This window comes from Gordonia sp. Z-3, from assembly GCF_036233855.1.
Taxonomy (GTDB): Bacteria; Actinomycetota; Actinomycetes; order Mycobacteriales; family Mycobacteriaceae; genus Gordonia; species Gordonia tangerina.
Genome location: NZ_JAZARS010000012.1, coordinates 95,059 through 110,298, shown reverse-complemented (window position 1 = coordinate 110,298; position 15,240 = coordinate 95,059). Strand labels below are relative to the sequence as shown.

Genomic DNA, 15,240 nt, shown 5'->3' with positions numbered 1-15,240 from the left:
CAAACTAGTGCAGGGTCTTGATGATCGCGCTGAAGTCGAGGTCGCCGTGCTGTTCGGCGAACGACTTGTAGATCTGCGCGGCGTGGGTGCCGAGTGGGGCACGGGAACCGGTGCTGCCGATGGCGTCGAGCGCCAGGCCGAGGTCCTTGTTCATCAGCGCCGTGGCAAAGCCCGGCTTGTAGTCGTTGTTGGCCGGTGAGGTCGGCACGGGTCCCGGCACCGGGCAATTGGTCTGCACGGCCCAGCAGTTGCCGGTGGCGCCCGTGATGACGTCGTAGAGCGCCTGATCGGACAGACCCAGCTTCTCCGCGAGCACGAAGGCCTCGCCAACGGCGATCTGCTGCACCGCCAACACCATGTTGTTGCAGACCTTCGCGGCCTGTCCGGCCCCGGCAGCACCACAGTGGATCACTTTGCCCGCCATCGGTTCCAGGGTGGGCCGCGCCGCGGCGAAGGCGTCGTCTTCGCCGCCGACCATGAAGGCCAGCGTGCCCGCGGTCGCACCTTTGACGCCTCCTGAGACCGGGGCGTCGAGCTGGGCGAAGCCGTGCTCGGCGGCCTGCTCATGGATGGCCCGGGCGTCGTCGACGGAGATGGTGGAGCTGTCGATGAACAGCGCACCGGTCTGGGTGGCGGGCAGGATCTCGGCATAGAGACTCTTCACGATGGCGCCGCTGGGCAGCATGGTGATCACCACCTGAGCTGCGGCCACAGCTTCCACGGCGGTCGGGAACGTCTCGACTCCGTTGCCCTGCGCCGTCTTCACCGCCTCGGGCACCGGATCGAAGCCGTGCACGGTGTGTCCGGCCTGTACGAGGTTGGCGGCCATCGGGCCGCCCATGTTGCCGAGCCCGAGGAAGGCGATCGTCGTCATTGTCGAATCTCCCAGTCTTGTGCGTTCACCCAGTGGTCTGCAGTTCAGTTGTCCCGATATCGGGTGGCGATCGATCGGCCGACCACCACACGCATGATCTCGTTGGTGCCTTCCAGTATCCGATGCACCCGTAGATCGCGGACGATCTTCTCGAGACCGTATTCATTGAGGTATCCGTAGCCGCCATGAAGTTGCAGCGCCTGGTCGGCCACGGTGAAACAGTTGTCGGTGACGAAGCGCTTGGCCATCGCACACTTCTCCACCTTGTCCGGCGCGTCGTTGTCGAGCGCCGAGGCGGCCTGCCACAGCATCAACCTCGACGCCTCCAGCGACGTCGCCATGTCGGCGAGGGTGAACCGGATGGTCGGTTCGTCGATCAGCGCGCCACCGAACGCCTTGCGCGAGGCCACATAGCTTGCCGCACGATCGAAGGCGGCTTGGGCCCCGCCCAACGACGACGCGGCGATGTTCAACCGTCCCCCGTTGAGTCCGTTCATGGCGATACCGAAACCGATCCCCTCCTGCCCGCCGAGCAGGTTGGCGGCCGGCACCCGCACCTCGTCGAGGATGACCTGCGCGGTGGGCTGGGCATGCCAACCCATCTTTCGCTCCTGGGCGCCGAAACTCAGTCCGGGCGTGTCTTTTTCGACGATGAACGTGGAGATGCCCCGGGGGCCGCTGTCGCCGGTGCGAGCCATCAGGACGTACACGTCGCTGGCACCGGCGCCGGAGATGAACTGTTTGACGCCGGTGAGCACGTAGTCGTCACCGGAGCGCACCGCCCGCGTCGCCAACGCGGCGGCATCCGATCCGGCGCCCGGCTCGGTGAGGCAGTAGCTCGCCACGGCCTCCATCGATGCCATGCGCGGCACCCACTGCGCCCGTTGCTCATCGGTGCCGTACTTGTCCACCATCCATGTGCACATGTTGTGGATGGACAGGAACGCCGCGACCGCGGGATCGGCGTAGGCGAGCTGCTCGAAGATGCGCACGCCGTCGAGACGGCGCAGACCGCTGCCGCCGACGTCCTCGGAACAGTAGATGGCGGCCATGCCGAGTTCGGCGGCCTCGCGGAGTTCGTCGACCGGAAAATGATGACCCTCATCCCATTCCAGGGCGAAGGGCGCCAACTTCTTGGCCGCGAACCCGGCGGCGGTCTCGACGATGACGCGCTCGTCGGCGTCGAGACCGCTGTCGGTGATGATCGTCATGCGAAGGATGCTCTCTTACGTCGCGGGTACCGAGGACTTCAGTCCATCGTCGGGATGACGAACTCGGCGCCGTCCTTGATGCCCGAGGGCCACCGGGACGTGATGGTCTTGGTCTTGGTGTAGAACTGGATCGACGCCGGGCCATGCTGGTTCAGGTCGCCGAAACCGGAGCGCTTCCAACCGCCGAAGGTGTAGTAGGCCACCGGAACCGGGATCGGGACGTTCACGCCGACCATGCCGACGTTGACCCGCGCGGTGAAGTCGCGGGCGGCGTCACCATCCTGAGTGAAGATCGCGACACCGTTGCCGTACTGGTGATCCGACGCCAGCGCGAGCGCCTCTTCGTAGTCACCGGCACGCACGATCTGCAGCACCGGTCCGAAGATCTCGTCGGTGTAGGACGTCATGTCCTTGGTGACGTGGTCGAATAGGGTCGGTCCGATGAAGAAGCCGTTCGAGATGTCCTCGTCGCCGTAGGACTGGTCGTCGCTGGTGCGTTCCCGACCGTCGATGACCAGTTCGGCGCCCTCCTCGACGCCCTTGGCGATGTAGCCCTTGACCCGCTCGAGCGCGGCGGCCGTCACGAGCGGCCCATAGTCGGCCTTCGGGTCGAGGCTGTGGCCCACCCGCAATGCGTTGACCTTGTCAACGAGCTTGGCGCGGAGTCGTTCTGCGGTCTGCTCGCCCACCGGGACCGCGACACTGATGGCCATGCAGCGCTCGCCGGCGCTGCCGTAGCCGGCGCCGATCAGCGCGTCCGCGACCTGGTCGAGGTTGGCGTCGGGCATGATGATCATGTGGTTCTTCGCACCACCGAAGCACTGCGAACGCTTACCGTTGGCAGCGGCGGTCGAATAGATGTACTGCGCGATGTCGGAGCTGCCGACGAATCCGAATGCCTGCACGTCGGGGTTGTTCAGCAAGGCGTCGACGGATTCCTTGTCACCGTGCACGACCTGGAAGACACCGTCGGGCAGTCCCGCCTGGCTGAAGTACTCGGCGAGCTTCACCGGCACCGACGGATCCCGCTCGCTGGGCTTGAGGATGAAGGCGTTGCCGCAGGCCAACGCCGGACCGGCCTTCCACAGCGGAATCATCGCCGGGAAGTTGAACGGGGTGATACCGGCGACCACGCCGAGCGGCTGCCGAACCGAGTGGACGTCGATGCCCGCGCCGGCCCCCTCGGTGAATTCACCCTTGAGCAGGTGCGGGATCCCGATGGCGAACTCGATGACCTCGATGCCGCGCTGGATGTCACCCTTGGCGTCGGCGTGGGTCTTGCCGTGTTCCATCGACAGCAGGGTGGCGAGTTCATCGGCGTTCTGGTTGACGATGTCGACGAACCGCATCAGCACTCGCGCACGACGCTGTGGGTTCCAGGCGGCCCACTCGCGCTGCGCCTGCACGGCGGTGGCGACCGCGGCGTCGACCTCGGCGGTGGTGGCCAGCGGCACCTTGGCGGCGACCTGCCCCGTACTGGGATTGAACACGTCGGCGAAGCGGCCGTCGGTGGCCGGCACCGCGGCACCGTTGAGGTAATGCGGGATGGAACGGACGGCAGCGTCTGTAGTGGACACGAGGAGATCACCTGATTCGAGAGTCGGGGCAATGCCGGCAGGACCGGCTTCCGCATTAATAGTAGGACATCCAAGTATTTTCGCAACCCCCTCCCACCTGCGGGTTGTCCATTCCCAGATGGTTAGGGTAGCCTCACCTCGATAGTCTGGCTTGTGGAGTTGTGTCTCCCGAGAGCGCGACATCGAAAGGGGTACCAGCCATGTCCGTCGTCATCCTCTACGGCACCGAGACCGGCAACTGCGAATTGGTTGCCGACGCCATCGCCGATGTGCTCGCCGCCGAGCACGATCCGTCGATCTATGACATGAGCGAGTTCGCGGTCGAGGATCTCGACCCGGCCGATTTCCTGATCGCCGTCTGTTCCACCTATGGCGAAGGCGAGCTACCCACCGGCGCCGAGCCGTTCGCCGACGAGCTCGACGAGGTGAACCCCGACCTGACCGGCCTGCGATTCGCACTGTTCGGCCTCGGTGACACCGTCTACGGCGAGACCTTCAATCGCGGCGGTGAGATCATCGCCGGCATGCTCGTCTCCCGCGGCGCCACCCAGGTCGGCGAGCATGCGCGGCACGACAACTCGTCGGCGATCAAGCCGGCGAAACTTGCCGAGGAGTGGGCGCGGGGAATCAGCGGTCTGATCGACCCGGTGTCGGTCAGCTGAGGCTCGACCCGTCCGGCCGGTGAGCGCGGTGCGCGATCTCCTCCGCGCGCACCGCGGCGAGCTTTGTCAGTTCCAGGACCGCACGCACCATCACGGCGAGCACCGCGCCGAGGAACAAGGCCGTCGGCACCGAGACCTTGAGGTTCTCGCCGAGCAGCGCCACCCCGAGTGCCATGGACACCGCCAGTTCCATCACGGTCAGAGCGGGAAACGACGTCTGCAGCTCACCGGCGCCGAATGCGCGCTGCTGCATGAAGATCGCCGCTACTCCCACCACCGCGAACAGGTAGAGCTCGGGATACAGCAGGGCGCGGTTGAGGTCGTGGATCAGACGCACCGCGACCGCCTTCACCAGCAGCGCCGAGACGCCGAACAACGTACCCGCCGCGATCCCGTAACACAGCGACTTGTAGTGCCGGTTGGATCGCTCGGCCACGATGACACAACAGAGCACGCCCACGATGACCGCGCCGACGGTCACCACCACCAACAGCTCGTCGGGCCGTCGCGCCGACGGTTCGGGGCGCGAGATGGCCAGGAACACGGTCACGCAGGCGACCAGCACCGCACCCCACGCCCACTCGATCCGCAGCGGCCACCGATGGTCGGCCCAGGCCTCCATCGGCAGCGCGAACAGGATGGCGAGCACCACCAGCGGTTGCACCAGCAGGATGGACCCGAGTCCAAGCGCGGCGGCCTGCGCCCCGAATCCGGTCACTGCCACGACCGCACCCAACCACCAGCCGCGCGCTATCGCCCCGCTGGCATAGGAGGCCCGCTGACGCATCACGGTGCCACCTGCGATCAGAACGGCCGCCGTCACCGACAGCAGCGCGGGAACCCAGGTATGCACCCGGCCCACCTTAGCGATCGCGTCCCACGGTTCAACCATCCTGGAAGTACGCTGCTCACGGTGTGGATACCGCACCTTGTCGGCTCCGCGTCGTAAGTTGGGATCATGCGGTACCAGTCCGATCTCGAACGCCTGATGACCCTCGACGGCGACACCATCACCGTGGTGTGCGCGTCGCCCGATGCCGTGGTCGGCCTGATCGACGAGGCTGTCGACGAGTACATCGAATTCGACGAGCTTGCCGACGAGCACCTGGCGTCGGGCGCCGACGACGAGGCGGCCTACTGCCGCCAGGAGGCCGCCGCGTGGCGTGCCACGGTGACGCTGCTGCGCACCATCGCCCACGATGTCGGCGCCACCCGTGACGCCGCGATGCGCCGGCCCGACAGCGGTGCCGCATGAGTCGCACGCTGGTGCTGATGCGACACGGAAAGTCCGGATATCCGGCCGGCGTCGGTGACCATGACCGACCACTGGCCGACCGCGGCCGGCGTGAGGCGGCTCTGGCCGGACGCTGGATGACCGACGAGGGCCTGCGCATCGACGCAGTGATCTGCTCGACGGCCACCCGCACCCGGCAGACCCTGGACCGTACCGGCGTCGACGCGCCGGTGGTCTACGTCGACGACGTCTACGGCGGGTCGCCCGACGAAGTACTCGAGGCCGTTCGGGTGCACGCACCCGCCGATGCGTCCACCGTGCTGGTGGTGGGCCACGAGCCGGGAATGCCGGCCACGGCACTGACCCTCGATGCCGACGGCTCCATCGAGCGCTTCCCCACCTCCGCCTACGCCGTCGTCACCGTCGGCACCGACTGGGATCGTGTCGGCCTCGACGTCGACCCCGACGCCCGACTCGTCGGCGTGCGCATCCCGCGCGAGTGACATCGCGCGGTGTCGAGTCCGCGGTGGCCACTCGATCAGCACGTCCGCCTCAGGCGCCGGTGAAGGGGGGCACCGCCACGCACGGCACCGGCGGCGCGTGGGTGGGGTCCAGGGCGCCGAGTACCAGCGCCGCGCTGCGTCGGTTCGAGGTGATCGAGGCGTGGTCGGAACGATCGATCGGGCAGCCGTCCTGCACGACGACGTTCCTGACGTCGGTGCCGGGCGGGCCGTCGAGAATCCCGTTGCTGTACGGGGTCACGATCTCGTCGTCGCGGGTCACGATGTTGGTGTAGGTGACGCCAGGCAGATAGGGAGTCGGTTGCCGCACTGCCTGATTGAACGACGTGTCCGCGGGTGGTGCGACGCACTCGGGGCATGCCGGACGCGAGGGCCGCCCGATGCCGAGCGCCCGGCGGAACGTGTCGATCGCCTCGCCGCGACTGTCGTCGGAGTCGGGATCCTGTCGCCAGTACGGCGCCAACGACACATAGTGGGCGACCTTGTCGCGCCCCCCGAGATATTTCATCCAATACGTGGGGATCTCGGTGCCCTGCGAATGACCGACGATGTCCACCTGACGAGCATCGGTCGCCGCCATCACGTGGTCGGCGAACGCCTTGACCTGCCAGGCGCTGTCGACCTTCGGCCCCAGTCCGCCGAGTGCCGAGGCCGGCCACACCGTCGACAACGACCCGTAGGTGAGTGCGAACACGCAGTAGCCGGCGTTGTGCAGCACCGGCGCCAGCGTGGCCCAGTTGGTCTGCCGCCCACCGCCCGTGCCGTGCACCAGGATCACCGGACGCGGATGGCTCCGCGACGGCCGGCAGCCGAAGTCGTTGGTGCCCGGCAGCGACCCGCCCGGGTGGGAGAGCTCGGCACCGATACCGGCGGTGAAGTCGTAGACGACCGGCAACGGGCGTGGAGTCGCTGCGGCCGGGACGTGGGACACCGCAGCGATTCCCGCGGCCGCCATGACCGCCGTGCCGACGAGGACCATCACCGGCCACAGCCATACCCGCATCAGTCGTCCTCCTCCGGCATCACCAGATCGCACCGCACGCCGAGCAGCCGCACGGGGCGCTCGAGTTCGAAGTTGCCGAGCAGTTCGCCGACGACCGGCGCGATGTCGTCGTAGCCGGTGGTGGGCGCGGCGAGCTTGCGCGACTTGGTCCGCGTGTAGAAGGTCGTGGTCCGCACCGTGACGGCCACCCGGAACACCACGCGCTCCTCGGCGACGATCTCGGTCAACAGGTCGCGGGTCAGTTCCAGAGCTGCCGAGCGCATCTCGTCACGATCGGCGAGATCGGTGGGATAGGTGCGTGACTTGGAATGCGAGCGGGCGAGCCAGGGTTCCTCGGTGATCGTGGCGTCACCGCCGCCCCGGCACAGCACGTAGAGCCAGTTGCCCTGATGGGGACCGAAGATCTCGATCAGCTGCTCGCGCGGGGTGGCGATCAGTTGCTCGACGGTCTCCACCTCGTGTGAGCCGAGCTTGGCGGCGGTTTTGGGCCCCACGCTCCACAGGTCGCGACAGGGCCGGTTGCCCATCAGGGCCAGCCAGTTCTGTTCGTCGAGCAGGTAGACCTTGTCGATGTCGAACGCTGCGAGTGCCCTTGACGCCGGTTCCGGCTTCTTCGCGAAACCGGTGGCCATCTTGGCGCGTTGCTTGTTGTCGGAGATCCCGATAGAGCACTGCAGGCCGGTGCGTTCGAACACGTCGGCCCGGATGCGCCGGGCCAGTTCGCCGATCGAGCTGCGGTCGGCCACGGCTGGTCCGTCGATCGGCTCGACACCCAGATAGGCCTCGTCCCAGCCCCACACCTCGAGCGGATGGCCCGAGGCCCGCAGCACAGCCATGACGTCGGCGGAGGCCACATCGTAGGCGGGTACGTCGAGCGGCAGGTAGACCGCGTCCGGCATCTTGCGATGCGCTGCGCGCAAAGGCATCCCCGCTCGCACGCCGACCGCGCGCGCCTCGTAGGAGGCGCATGTGACGACCTTGCGTGCCTCGGTCGGGTCCCCGTTGCCGCCCACGATCACCGGCACGCCCACGAGCTCCGGACTGCGCAGTCGCTCGACAGAGACCTGGAACTGATCGAGGTCCACATGGATCAGCCATCGATGACGTCGTGCTGCATCGACCACCCGTTCAGCCTACTGCGCCACCTGGACTGCACACCCGGTTCGGCGACTGCGTCGGGTCGGGGCGACCGGTTGCCACGGCAGCACGATCGACCCGACCCGACCCCTCGAACGACGCCCTCCCCTGCGTCGACGTGTGCTGGTCGAGATCCGTCGGACGCGGCAGCACGCCCGTCCACCGAAATCGACCGATCCGCGGTCAGCAGAGCGCTCGACACACTGCGCAGCGACGCCCCGTCGGTGCGTCCATCGCACTCTGACGGGACAAATAAAACCCTCTGACATGCGCAGATGCCATCCTCAACCCACCTACCGGAAAGTAGCTTACCGCCGCGTAACCTACGCTAGGGTAAAGCCGCCTACTTGTAAAGTGGTTCGCGGCACACTGAGTGAACATTCGTGACCCGAACCACGATCACGAGAACATCGCAGGTCAGTTCGACGCTCGGCCCGAGAGGCGCAGCGCAGAGTGCGCCAGGCCGATCGCCCGGCAGCCCTCACCCAACGCATCCGGGTTGTAATCGAGCAGCGACGACGAGCGGGCGTCAGCGCACCGTCGGTCGAATGGCGCCGACCATCGGGTGTGGTCCGGATCGGCGAAAAAGGCACTCGCCTTGCTCAGATAGATCGGCAGCAATCCCGCGCACGATCCGTCGAGCACCGGCACCGCCGCGCTCAGCACTGCACGCAGCAGCGCGCGGTCGTCGTGGAGGGGTCGCGGACGCAGATGCAGTGCACGCGAGGCGGTGTGACAGTTGGTCGGATCGGTCAACGAATACACCGCGACAAACGCAAACGCGACGCGCACGATCCCGAGCCCCTGCGGATCCGCCGCCCAACGCGACTGCCCGGCGATGAGCTCGAGCGCCCGGACCGGAAGCGAAGCGGGGATCTCCCTCAGATCTTCTGCTCGACAATTCTTCTCGTCGATCTCGTCAGCGGCCATCTGCTTCAGGACGCCGATCCGATGAGCATGCTTGCGCAGCATCGCCGACAGCGCGATCGACGCGTCAAAGCTCAGCGCGAACTCCTGCGGAGCATCGAGCAACGCATCGAGGCCGGGAATGACGATGAGCTCTTCGACCTCGACCGCCTCGAGCAACGCTGATGGCCTGCGCACCGAGCCATCGACCCGGCCGCGGATACGTGTGGAAAGTGTGTCGGGCATGATCCCCCTCATCGGACGTGCAGATGCCTGCGTCATACCCAGCCCCGACACCAGGAGCATGACGACCCGAACGGCGGTCGACGCGCATAGTGGCGTCGACGTCGAACAATCTCAAACCGCTTGCCGGAGATGACGGAACCCGTCGACCACCGCCGACCGACCCCGCTACCGACCCCCTGCACACCAAACGCTACTGGCCAGTAGGTTCGATGCGTATCGCTACCGTAGGGTACGGACGGCCGACTGTCCAGAGTCAATTTCCCCTCAGGTGTAACGCATTTGACGCCCGGAGCCCACCCCGATCAGCACACGTCCGTCCTCAGATCACGCAGATATGGATACGTCTCGCGTGACTCCTCGAGGGTCGGGCGATCGAGGTCGACGACGAGCAGCTCCGGCTCGAGTCCAGCCTGCGCCAGCACCGCACTCGTCGGGCTCACCACCGTGCTGCGGCCGCCGTAGACCAGATCGCCTTCTGCACCACAGTAATTGGCGTAGGCGAGGAAGACCTGGCTTTCCAGCGCGCGCGCCGGCAGCAACACTTCCTGCACAACGTCGTAGTCGATCATATTCGCAGTGGGCACGCAGATCAGGTCCGCTCCCCGCCGCGCGCAGGACCGGACCAACTCGGGGAACTCGACCTCGTAACAGGTCAGCAGACCCACTCGCCACCCCGCCCACTCGACGACGGGCGGGCGTGACGAGCCCGGGGCCACCATGCGGCGATCGATGTCGCCGAAGAGCTGAGTCTTGTGATGGGTGGCGATCGCGGACCCGAGCCGATCGACGAGACGGATGGCATTGAACCGCCGACCGTCGGGGGCAAGCTCCACGCAGCCGTACAGGATGGCGATGTCGTGGCTGCGCGCGATGTCGCGGACCCGTTGGGCCACTGGGCCGTCCGGGGCATCGGCGAGCCGATCGGCCGCATCGGGACCGATGGCGTAGCCGGTCACCACCATCTCCGGGGCGATCAACAGCTGCGCTCCGCGCGCCGTCGCCACAGCCGCCGTCGCATCGAGGCGGGTCAGGTTGGCTTCGACCTGAAGCGGCCGGGATTCGCACTGCCACAGCGCTATTCGTACATCGATGTCGGCCACGACGCTCACCCGCCGATGTCGATCGGCCCGAGTTCGGCGTAGCGGTCGCCCGGGCCGGGATTGTCGGGATGGCTGCGGCCACCGAAATGATTCAGCACGCCCCAGACCGCGTTGAGCGCGGTCTGCACCGCCCCCTCGACCCAGGCCGGCATGAACGAGACGTCGTCGCCGGCGATGAAGATGCCACGCTCGGCCTCGGACAGGCGTTCCTGGCCGTAGAAGTGTCCGTACATGCGGGTGTTGTAGCGGTAATGCCCGGGCAATGCACCCTTGAAAGCGCCCAGGAAATGCGGTTCGTTCTCCCAGGACACGGTGATCGGTCGCCCGACGATGTGCTCGGCGATGTCCACGTCGGGGTAGATCTTGCGCAGGGCGTCGAGCATCAACGACACCCGCTTCTCCACCGGATGTGGCAGCACTTTGAGTGCGTCGCTCATCCAGCTATAGCTCAGGCAGATCACCCCAGGACGGTCGGGGCCGTTGTCGAACAGGTAGGTACCCCGGGTCAACCGGTCGGTCAGCGTCATGCTCAGCACATCGCGGCCGGTCGCCGGGTCGCGTTCAGTCCAGAACGGTCGGTCCACCATCACGAAGGTCTTCGACGACTGCATGTAGCGCGTCCGATCCAGGGCCATCCACAGGTCCTGGCTGAACAGGCTTTCATCGCAGTCGATCTCGGTGGACAGCAACCACGCCTGACAGGTCGCCACGACGGCCGGGAACTCACGGGCGTCGCCCCAGCGGTCGACGACCTCGATCCGGCCCGGCGCGACACGGCGGATCGCGGACGCACCTGCCCGCGGCACTCCGCTGTGCAGCGACGACAGACTCGTCCCGACCGGCCAGTACCGGATGCGGGCCGGACTGTCCGACCAGAGCCGCCGGGGCACCTGCTCGACCCCGCCCACGATCAGGTGCTGCTCGGTGTCACAGTTGGTGACCACCACGCGCAGGATTTCCAGCATCGAATTGGCGAAGTCGGAATCCCATCCGCCGGTGCCGAATCCGACCTGCCCGAACAGCTCGCGATGCCGGAAGGTCAGCGACCCGAATTCGTCGGAGGTGGCCAAGAAGTCGTAGAAGCTGCGGTCATCCCAATCCACCACCAACCGGTTCCACAGGTCCTTGAGCCGACCGGTGTCGCGGTTGCGGATGGCATCCTGCAGCGCTGAGAACCCGGCAACGCGTTCGAGTGCGCTGTCCCAGGCCTTTTCGATCTCGGTGTAGATGGGCGGAAGATCGGCGAGGGTGCGGGCATAGAGCGTCTCGCCACCAAGGTCGATGACCGTGGAGCCGGCCGCCGGCGTCAACGGATTCGGGAACGGCCGCGACCGCAGACCGAAGGTGTCGACGTAGTGGAAGAACGTCGACGACGAGATCGGGAACCTCATGCCGCCGAGTTCGGCGACTTCCGGCTCACCGGGCACGAAGTGCTCGCTGCGCAGGCGACCACCGATGCGTTCGGGTTCGTAGACCACCGGGCGCAGGCCGATCTTCATCAGCTCGTAGGCGGCCACCATCCCCGCCATCCCGGCGCCGATCACGGCGACCTCCGAGCCGAGCGCGTCGGCGGGCACCGACCCGATCCCGGCCGGATGCGTGATCCAGTCGTCGTAGGCGAACGGGAAGTCCGGACCGTAGATGGTCACCGGCCGATCGGGGTGCACAACGCTCAAGGATATTGCGTGGGCGCGGCATGCGTCGGACACCGCCGAAAAGACTCGCCGAAGGGGAATCTTCTCGGCTCGCGCATCGAGGACCGAATATGTCCTCGATGCCGGTCACACTGAACTCACCCACATTCACTGACCACACACGAGAGGCATCGTCATGGACTGGACACTCGAAGTCGCGTTTCTCCCCGTCACCGACGTCGACCGCGCCAAGGACTTCTACACCCGGATCGGATTCCATCCCGACCACGACCAGTCGCCCAGCGACGACATCCGATTCGTGCAGATGACCCCGCCCGGATCCGCCTGTTCCATCGCCTTCGGCAAGGGCATCGTCGAAGACCCCGGACCCAACGTGGGCCAGTTGATGCTGTGCGTGTCCGATATCAACGCGGCACGTACCCAACTCCTGGACGCAGGGGTCGACGCCAGCGAAGTCGATGTGCAGCCGTGGGGACACTTCGTCTACTTCGACGACCCGGACGGAAACCACTGGAACGTGCAGTACCTGCCGTATCGCTACGAGAGTTGACCGCCGGCACGCGCGTCCGCCGTTTCCCGTGCGGCGGACGCGCGCGGGCACGACACTGAGAGGTATGCAATCGGGCGCACCGGGCGGCACAAAGGGTACCGATCCGACCGTTCTCCTCGGCACGATCGTCAACCCCGCAGGTCTGATCCTCGCCAAAACCGTGCCACAGGTCCGGGTGCCGGCGTTTGCCTCCCCCGGGCTCGGTGCCAGTCCGACCTGGCACGCGTTCGCCGCCGATCAGGTCGGTATCGCGTTCACCGATGCCATCGGCGTCGTCGGCGATCAGCGCATCCGTGTCGACCTCGAAGCGATGCACACTCTCGATGCGACCCTGGTGTGGGCGCCCGGCGAGTTCTTCGACCAAGCCGGCGCTCCGGTGCCGCAGTGTGCGCGCGGAACATTGCGCCGGGTCGTCGACAGCCTGGGCCGCACCGGTCTGCGCGCGATGGTGGGGCATGAACTCGAGTTCATGCTGACCGGCCCGGAAGGACAGCAACTGCCGGCACACCTGTGGGCCCAGTACGGCGCGGCCGGTGTCCTGGAACACGAACAGTTTGTCCGTGAGGTGTTGGCGGACTGTCATGCGGCGGGCGTCGGCGTCGAGCAATTTCATCCCGAGTACGGCCGCTCGCAGTTCGAACTGTCCATCGAACCCCGCGACCCGGTTGCCGCCGCCGATCAGGTGGTGTTGGCGCGGATCGTTCTCGGTCGCGTCGCCCGACGGCACGGATTGCGCGTCAGCTTCTCACCCAAGCCGTTTGCCGACGGCGTTGGATGCGGAGCACACCAACACATCTCGCTGATGCAGGACGATCAACCGCTGTTCTCCGGCGGGCCCGGGCCAACCGGGCTGAGGGCGCTGGGCGCGAACGCGATCGCCGGGCTCGTCGACGCAATGGTCGACTTGCAAGGCGTATTGAGCGGCTCGGTCGTCTCGGGGCTACGGATGCTGCCCGGACAATGGGCCGGCGCGTTCGCGTGCTGGGGCGTGGAGAACCGCGAAGCTGCGGTCCGCCTCATCCGTTCCGGTCCGGCCACCCCGCGCGGCGCGAACGTCGAGGTCAAAGCCATCGACCCCTCTGCCAACGTGTACTTCGCGACCGCAGCGATCCTCGGTGCGGCGGCTCTCGGCATCGCACTGGAGATGCCGTTGCCACCGGAGGTCACCGTGGACCCGGCCACGCTGACCGACCAGCAGCGCGCCGAAGCCGACATCGCACCGCTGTCCGCGGATCAACGCGCGATCGTCGACACCTTGGATGCTTCGACAACGGTGCGGGCGATTCTCGGCGACCCGGCGGTCGATGCCCTGGTCGCCGTGCGCGGCTATGAGGTGGACAACTTCCCCGACCACACGGCCGACACTCTGACCGAGCGGTTCCGCCTCGCCTGGAGCGTGTGACCCGATGGCGTCGCCGGGGCCGATCGCCGAACACGTCGCGACGATGCCGCTCATCGATCACCATGTGCACGGCTGCTGGATCGACAGCGTCGACCGCACCCGCTTCGAGAATGCCTTGAATGAGGCGAACACCGAGCCGGTGTCCGCCGACGATGCGCCCTTCGATACGCAGATAGGGTTCGCGCTGCGCCGCTGGTGTGCGCCGATTCTCGGCTTGCCGGTGCACGCACCGGCGGACGTCTACTGGGCTCGGCGCGCAGAGTCGGCGGAGGTCGACATCGCACATCGGTTCCTGCGTGCCGCCGGTGTGTCCGACTGGGTCGTCGACACCGGGCTGCCGGGCGTGGCAGATGTCGACCTGCTGGCCCGGTGGTCGGGGTCTGCCGCGCACGAGGTGCTCCGGCTCGAATCGATCGCCGAGGATGCGGTCACGCGCGGCGGCAGCTACGCGGATGCCTTCGACGAGATCCTCGCCGAACGAGCCCGAGATGCGGTGGGCGCCAAGTCGATCATCGCCTATCGCGGCGGGTTCGACGGGGATCTCACCGAGCCGGAGCCGGCGCAGGTCGAGGACGCCGCCCGACGCTGGCGCGAGGTCGGCGGCACCCGACTCACCGATCGCACGCTGCTGCGTTTCGGACTGCATCGCGGGCTACGGCTGGGCAAGCCACTGCAGTTGCACGTGGGACTCGGTGATCGCGATGCCGACCTGCACCGCACCAATCCCCTACTGCTTCTCGACTTTCTGCGCACCAGCGGCACCACGCCGGTCATGCTGCTGCACTGTTATCCGTTCGAACGCGAAGCCGGATATCTAGCCCAGGCGTTCAGCAACGTCTACGTCGACGTCGGGCTCGCGGTGAACCATCTCGGCGCCCGCGCCCCCGAACTGATCGCACGTTCGCTCGAGTTGGCACCCTTCCGCAAGGTGCTCTACTCGTCGGATGCGTACGGTCCGGCCGAGCTCCACTACCTGGGCGCGCAGCTGTGGCGGCATGGCCTGGCGAAGGTCCTGCAACGATTCGTCGACTCCGACGCGTGGGCACTCGACGACGCGCTACGGGTGGCCGAGCTGATCGGGTCCGGGAATGCGCGGCGGGTGTACGGGCTCACTGGCGATGTGCGATTGACCGCATCAGCCCGCTGACCGACCCCTTCGCCA

General features: G+C 66.9%; 15 protein-coding genes. 6 read left to right on the top strand and 9 right to left on the bottom strand.

The annotated features are described in order from the left end of the window. Nucleotides 1-4: 4 nt before the first annotated feature. Genes mmsB through VX037_RS15290 form a run of 3 tightly spaced genes read right to left on the bottom strand, consistent with a single transcriptional unit; the run spans nucleotide 5 to nucleotide 3,662 of the window. A complete protein-coding gene (mmsB, locus tag VX037_RS15300; protein ID WP_235723490.1) occupies nucleotides 5-874 on the bottom strand; it encodes a 3-hydroxyisobutyrate dehydrogenase in 870 nt (289 codons plus the stop codon). A gap of 44 nt (nucleotides 875-918) precedes the next feature. After that, nucleotides 919-2,085, bottom strand: a complete 1,167-nt coding sequence (locus VX037_RS15295) for an acyl-CoA dehydrogenase family protein (RefSeq protein ID WP_235723489.1) — start codon at nucleotides 2,083-2,085, stop codon at nucleotides 919-921. Nucleotides 2,086-2,123: 38 nt separating this feature from the next. After that, nucleotides 2,124-3,662 carry a CoA-acylating methylmalonate-semialdehyde dehydrogenase gene (locus VX037_RS15290; RefSeq protein ID WP_266061661.1) on the bottom strand — a complete coding sequence of 513 codons (1,539 nt, stop codon included), beginning with the start codon at nucleotides 3,660-3,662 and terminating at the stop codon, nucleotides 2,124-2,126. A gap of 200 nt (nucleotides 3,663-3,862) precedes the next feature. On the opposite strand from VX037_RS15290, the gene VX037_RS15285 reads away from it, so the two are divergent. Further along, nucleotides 3,863-4,324, top strand: coding sequence for a flavodoxin family protein (locus VX037_RS15285; protein ID WP_287015289.1), 462 nt, complete (start codon nucleotides 3,863-3,865; stop codon nucleotides 4,322-4,324). On the opposite strand, the gene VX037_RS15280 is transcribed toward VX037_RS15285, so the two are convergent. Continuing rightward, nucleotides 4,317-5,216 (bottom strand): DMT family transporter, encoded by a 900-nt coding sequence (locus tag VX037_RS15280; RefSeq protein ID WP_268900181.1) that lies wholly within the window; start codon nucleotides 5,214-5,216, stop codon nucleotides 4,317-4,319. The genes VX037_RS15285 and VX037_RS15280 overlap by 8 nt on opposite strands. A gap of 66 nt (nucleotides 5,217-5,282) precedes the next feature. Between VX037_RS15280 and VX037_RS15275 the strand changes: the two genes are divergently transcribed. Together VX037_RS15275 and VX037_RS15270 are read left to right on the top strand one after the other, a co-directional pair. Beyond that, a complete protein-coding gene (locus VX037_RS15275) occupies nucleotides 5,283-5,579 on the top strand; it encodes a hypothetical protein (RefSeq protein WP_235723486.1) in 297 nt (98 codons plus the stop codon). Then, nucleotides 5,576-6,061, top strand: coding sequence for a SixA phosphatase family protein (locus VX037_RS15270; RefSeq protein ID WP_266061663.1), 486 nt, complete (start codon nucleotides 5,576-5,578; stop codon nucleotides 6,059-6,061). The genes VX037_RS15275 and VX037_RS15270 overlap by 4 nt, the downstream gene beginning before the upstream one ends. Nucleotides 6,062-6,110: 49 nt before the next feature. Here the strand turns inward: VX037_RS15270 and VX037_RS15265 are convergent, their stop codons facing one another. From VX037_RS15265 to VX037_RS15245, 5 genes are all read right to left on the bottom strand, one after another. After that, a complete protein-coding gene (locus VX037_RS15265) occupies nucleotides 6,111-7,034 on the bottom strand; it encodes an esterase/lipase family protein (RefSeq protein WP_328714851.1) in 924 nt (307 codons plus the stop codon). A gap of 47 nt (nucleotides 7,035-7,081) precedes the next feature. Next, nucleotides 7,082-8,206 (bottom strand): DNA polymerase IV, encoded by a 1,125-nt coding sequence (locus VX037_RS15260; RefSeq protein ID WP_287015287.1) that lies wholly within the window; start codon nucleotides 8,204-8,206, stop codon nucleotides 7,082-7,084. 430 nt (nucleotides 8,207-8,636) lie between these two features. Next, nucleotides 8,637-9,371, bottom strand: coding sequence for a hypothetical protein (locus VX037_RS15255; RefSeq protein ID WP_328714823.1), 735 nt, complete (start codon nucleotides 9,369-9,371; stop codon nucleotides 8,637-8,639). Between the two features lie 302 nt (nucleotides 9,372-9,673). Continuing rightward, complete coding sequence (locus tag VX037_RS15250) at nucleotides 9,674-10,471, bottom strand: carbon-nitrogen hydrolase family protein (RefSeq protein ID WP_235723482.1); 798 nt, start codon at nucleotides 10,469-10,471, stop codon at nucleotides 9,674-9,676. 5 nt (nucleotides 10,472-10,476) lie between these two features. After that, nucleotides 10,477-12,138, bottom strand: a complete 1,662-nt coding sequence (locus VX037_RS15245) for a flavin monoamine oxidase family protein (RefSeq protein ID WP_328714850.1) — start codon at nucleotides 12,136-12,138, stop codon at nucleotides 10,477-10,479. A gap of 163 nt (nucleotides 12,139-12,301) precedes the next feature. Between VX037_RS15245 and VX037_RS15240 the strand changes: the two genes are divergently transcribed. The 3 genes from VX037_RS15240 (at nucleotide 12,302) to VX037_RS15230 (ending at nucleotide 15,225) form a co-directional block, all read left to right on the top strand. After that, the gene (locus VX037_RS15240; RefSeq protein WP_235723481.1) at nucleotides 12,302-12,676 is read left to right on the top strand and encodes a VOC family protein; all 375 of its coding nucleotides are present in this window, start codon (nucleotides 12,302-12,304) and stop codon (nucleotides 12,674-12,676) included. Between the two features lie 64 nt (nucleotides 12,677-12,740). Beyond that, nucleotides 12,741-14,078 carry a glutamine synthetase family protein gene (locus VX037_RS15235; RefSeq protein WP_266061668.1) on the top strand — a complete coding sequence of 446 codons (1,338 nt, stop codon included), beginning with the start codon at nucleotides 12,741-12,743 and terminating at the stop codon, nucleotides 14,076-14,078. 4 nt (nucleotides 14,079-14,082) lie between these two features. Continuing rightward, nucleotides 14,083-15,225: an amidohydrolase family protein gene (locus VX037_RS15230; protein WP_328714822.1), complete on the top strand. Its 1,143-nt coding sequence runs from the start codon at nucleotides 14,083-14,085 to the stop codon at nucleotides 15,223-15,225. Nucleotides 15,226-15,240: the final 15 nt, after the last annotated feature.

What these genes read in the sequence shown, in the direction of transcription:
- VX037_RS15285 (WP_287015289.1), top strand. Translation starts at nt 3,863, where the DNA reads ATGTCCGTCGTCATCCTCTACGGCACCGAGACCGGCAACTGCGAATTG.
- VX037_RS15230 (WP_328714822.1), top strand. Translation starts at nt 14,083, where the DNA reads ATGGCGTCGCCGGGGCCGATCGCCGAACACGTCGCGACGATGCCGCTC.
- VX037_RS15275 (WP_235723486.1), top strand. Translation starts at nt 5,283, where the DNA reads ATGCGGTACCAGTCCGATCTCGAACGCCTGATGACCCTCGACGGCGAC.
- VX037_RS15255 (WP_328714823.1), bottom strand. Translation starts at nt 9,371, where the DNA reads ATGCCCGACACACTTTCCACACGTATCCGCGGCCGGGTCGATGGCTCG.
- mmsB (WP_235723490.1), bottom strand. Translation starts at nt 874, where the DNA reads ATGACGACGATCGCCTTCCTCGGGCTCGGCAACATGGGCGGCCCGATG.
- VX037_RS15270 (WP_266061663.1), top strand. Translation starts at nt 5,576, where the DNA reads ATGAGTCGCACGCTGGTGCTGATGCGACACGGAAAGTCCGGATATCCG.
- VX037_RS15280 (WP_268900181.1), bottom strand. Translation starts at nt 5,216, where the DNA reads ATGGTTGAACCGTGGGACGCGATCGCTAAGGTGGGCCGGGTGCATACC.
- VX037_RS15295 (WP_235723489.1), bottom strand. Translation starts at nt 2,085, where the DNA reads ATGACGATCATCACCGACAGCGGTCTCGACGCCGACGAGCGCGTCATC.
- VX037_RS15240 (WP_235723481.1), top strand. Translation starts at nt 12,302, where the DNA reads ATGGACTGGACACTCGAAGTCGCGTTTCTCCCCGTCACCGACGTCGAC.
- VX037_RS15265 (WP_328714851.1), bottom strand. Translation starts at nt 7,034, where the DNA reads ATGGCGGCCGCGGGAATCGCTGCGGTGTCCCACGTCCCGGCCGCAGCG.
- VX037_RS15235 (WP_266061668.1), top strand. Translation starts at nt 12,741, where the DNA reads ATGCAATCGGGCGCACCGGGCGGCACAAAGGGTACCGATCCGACCGTT.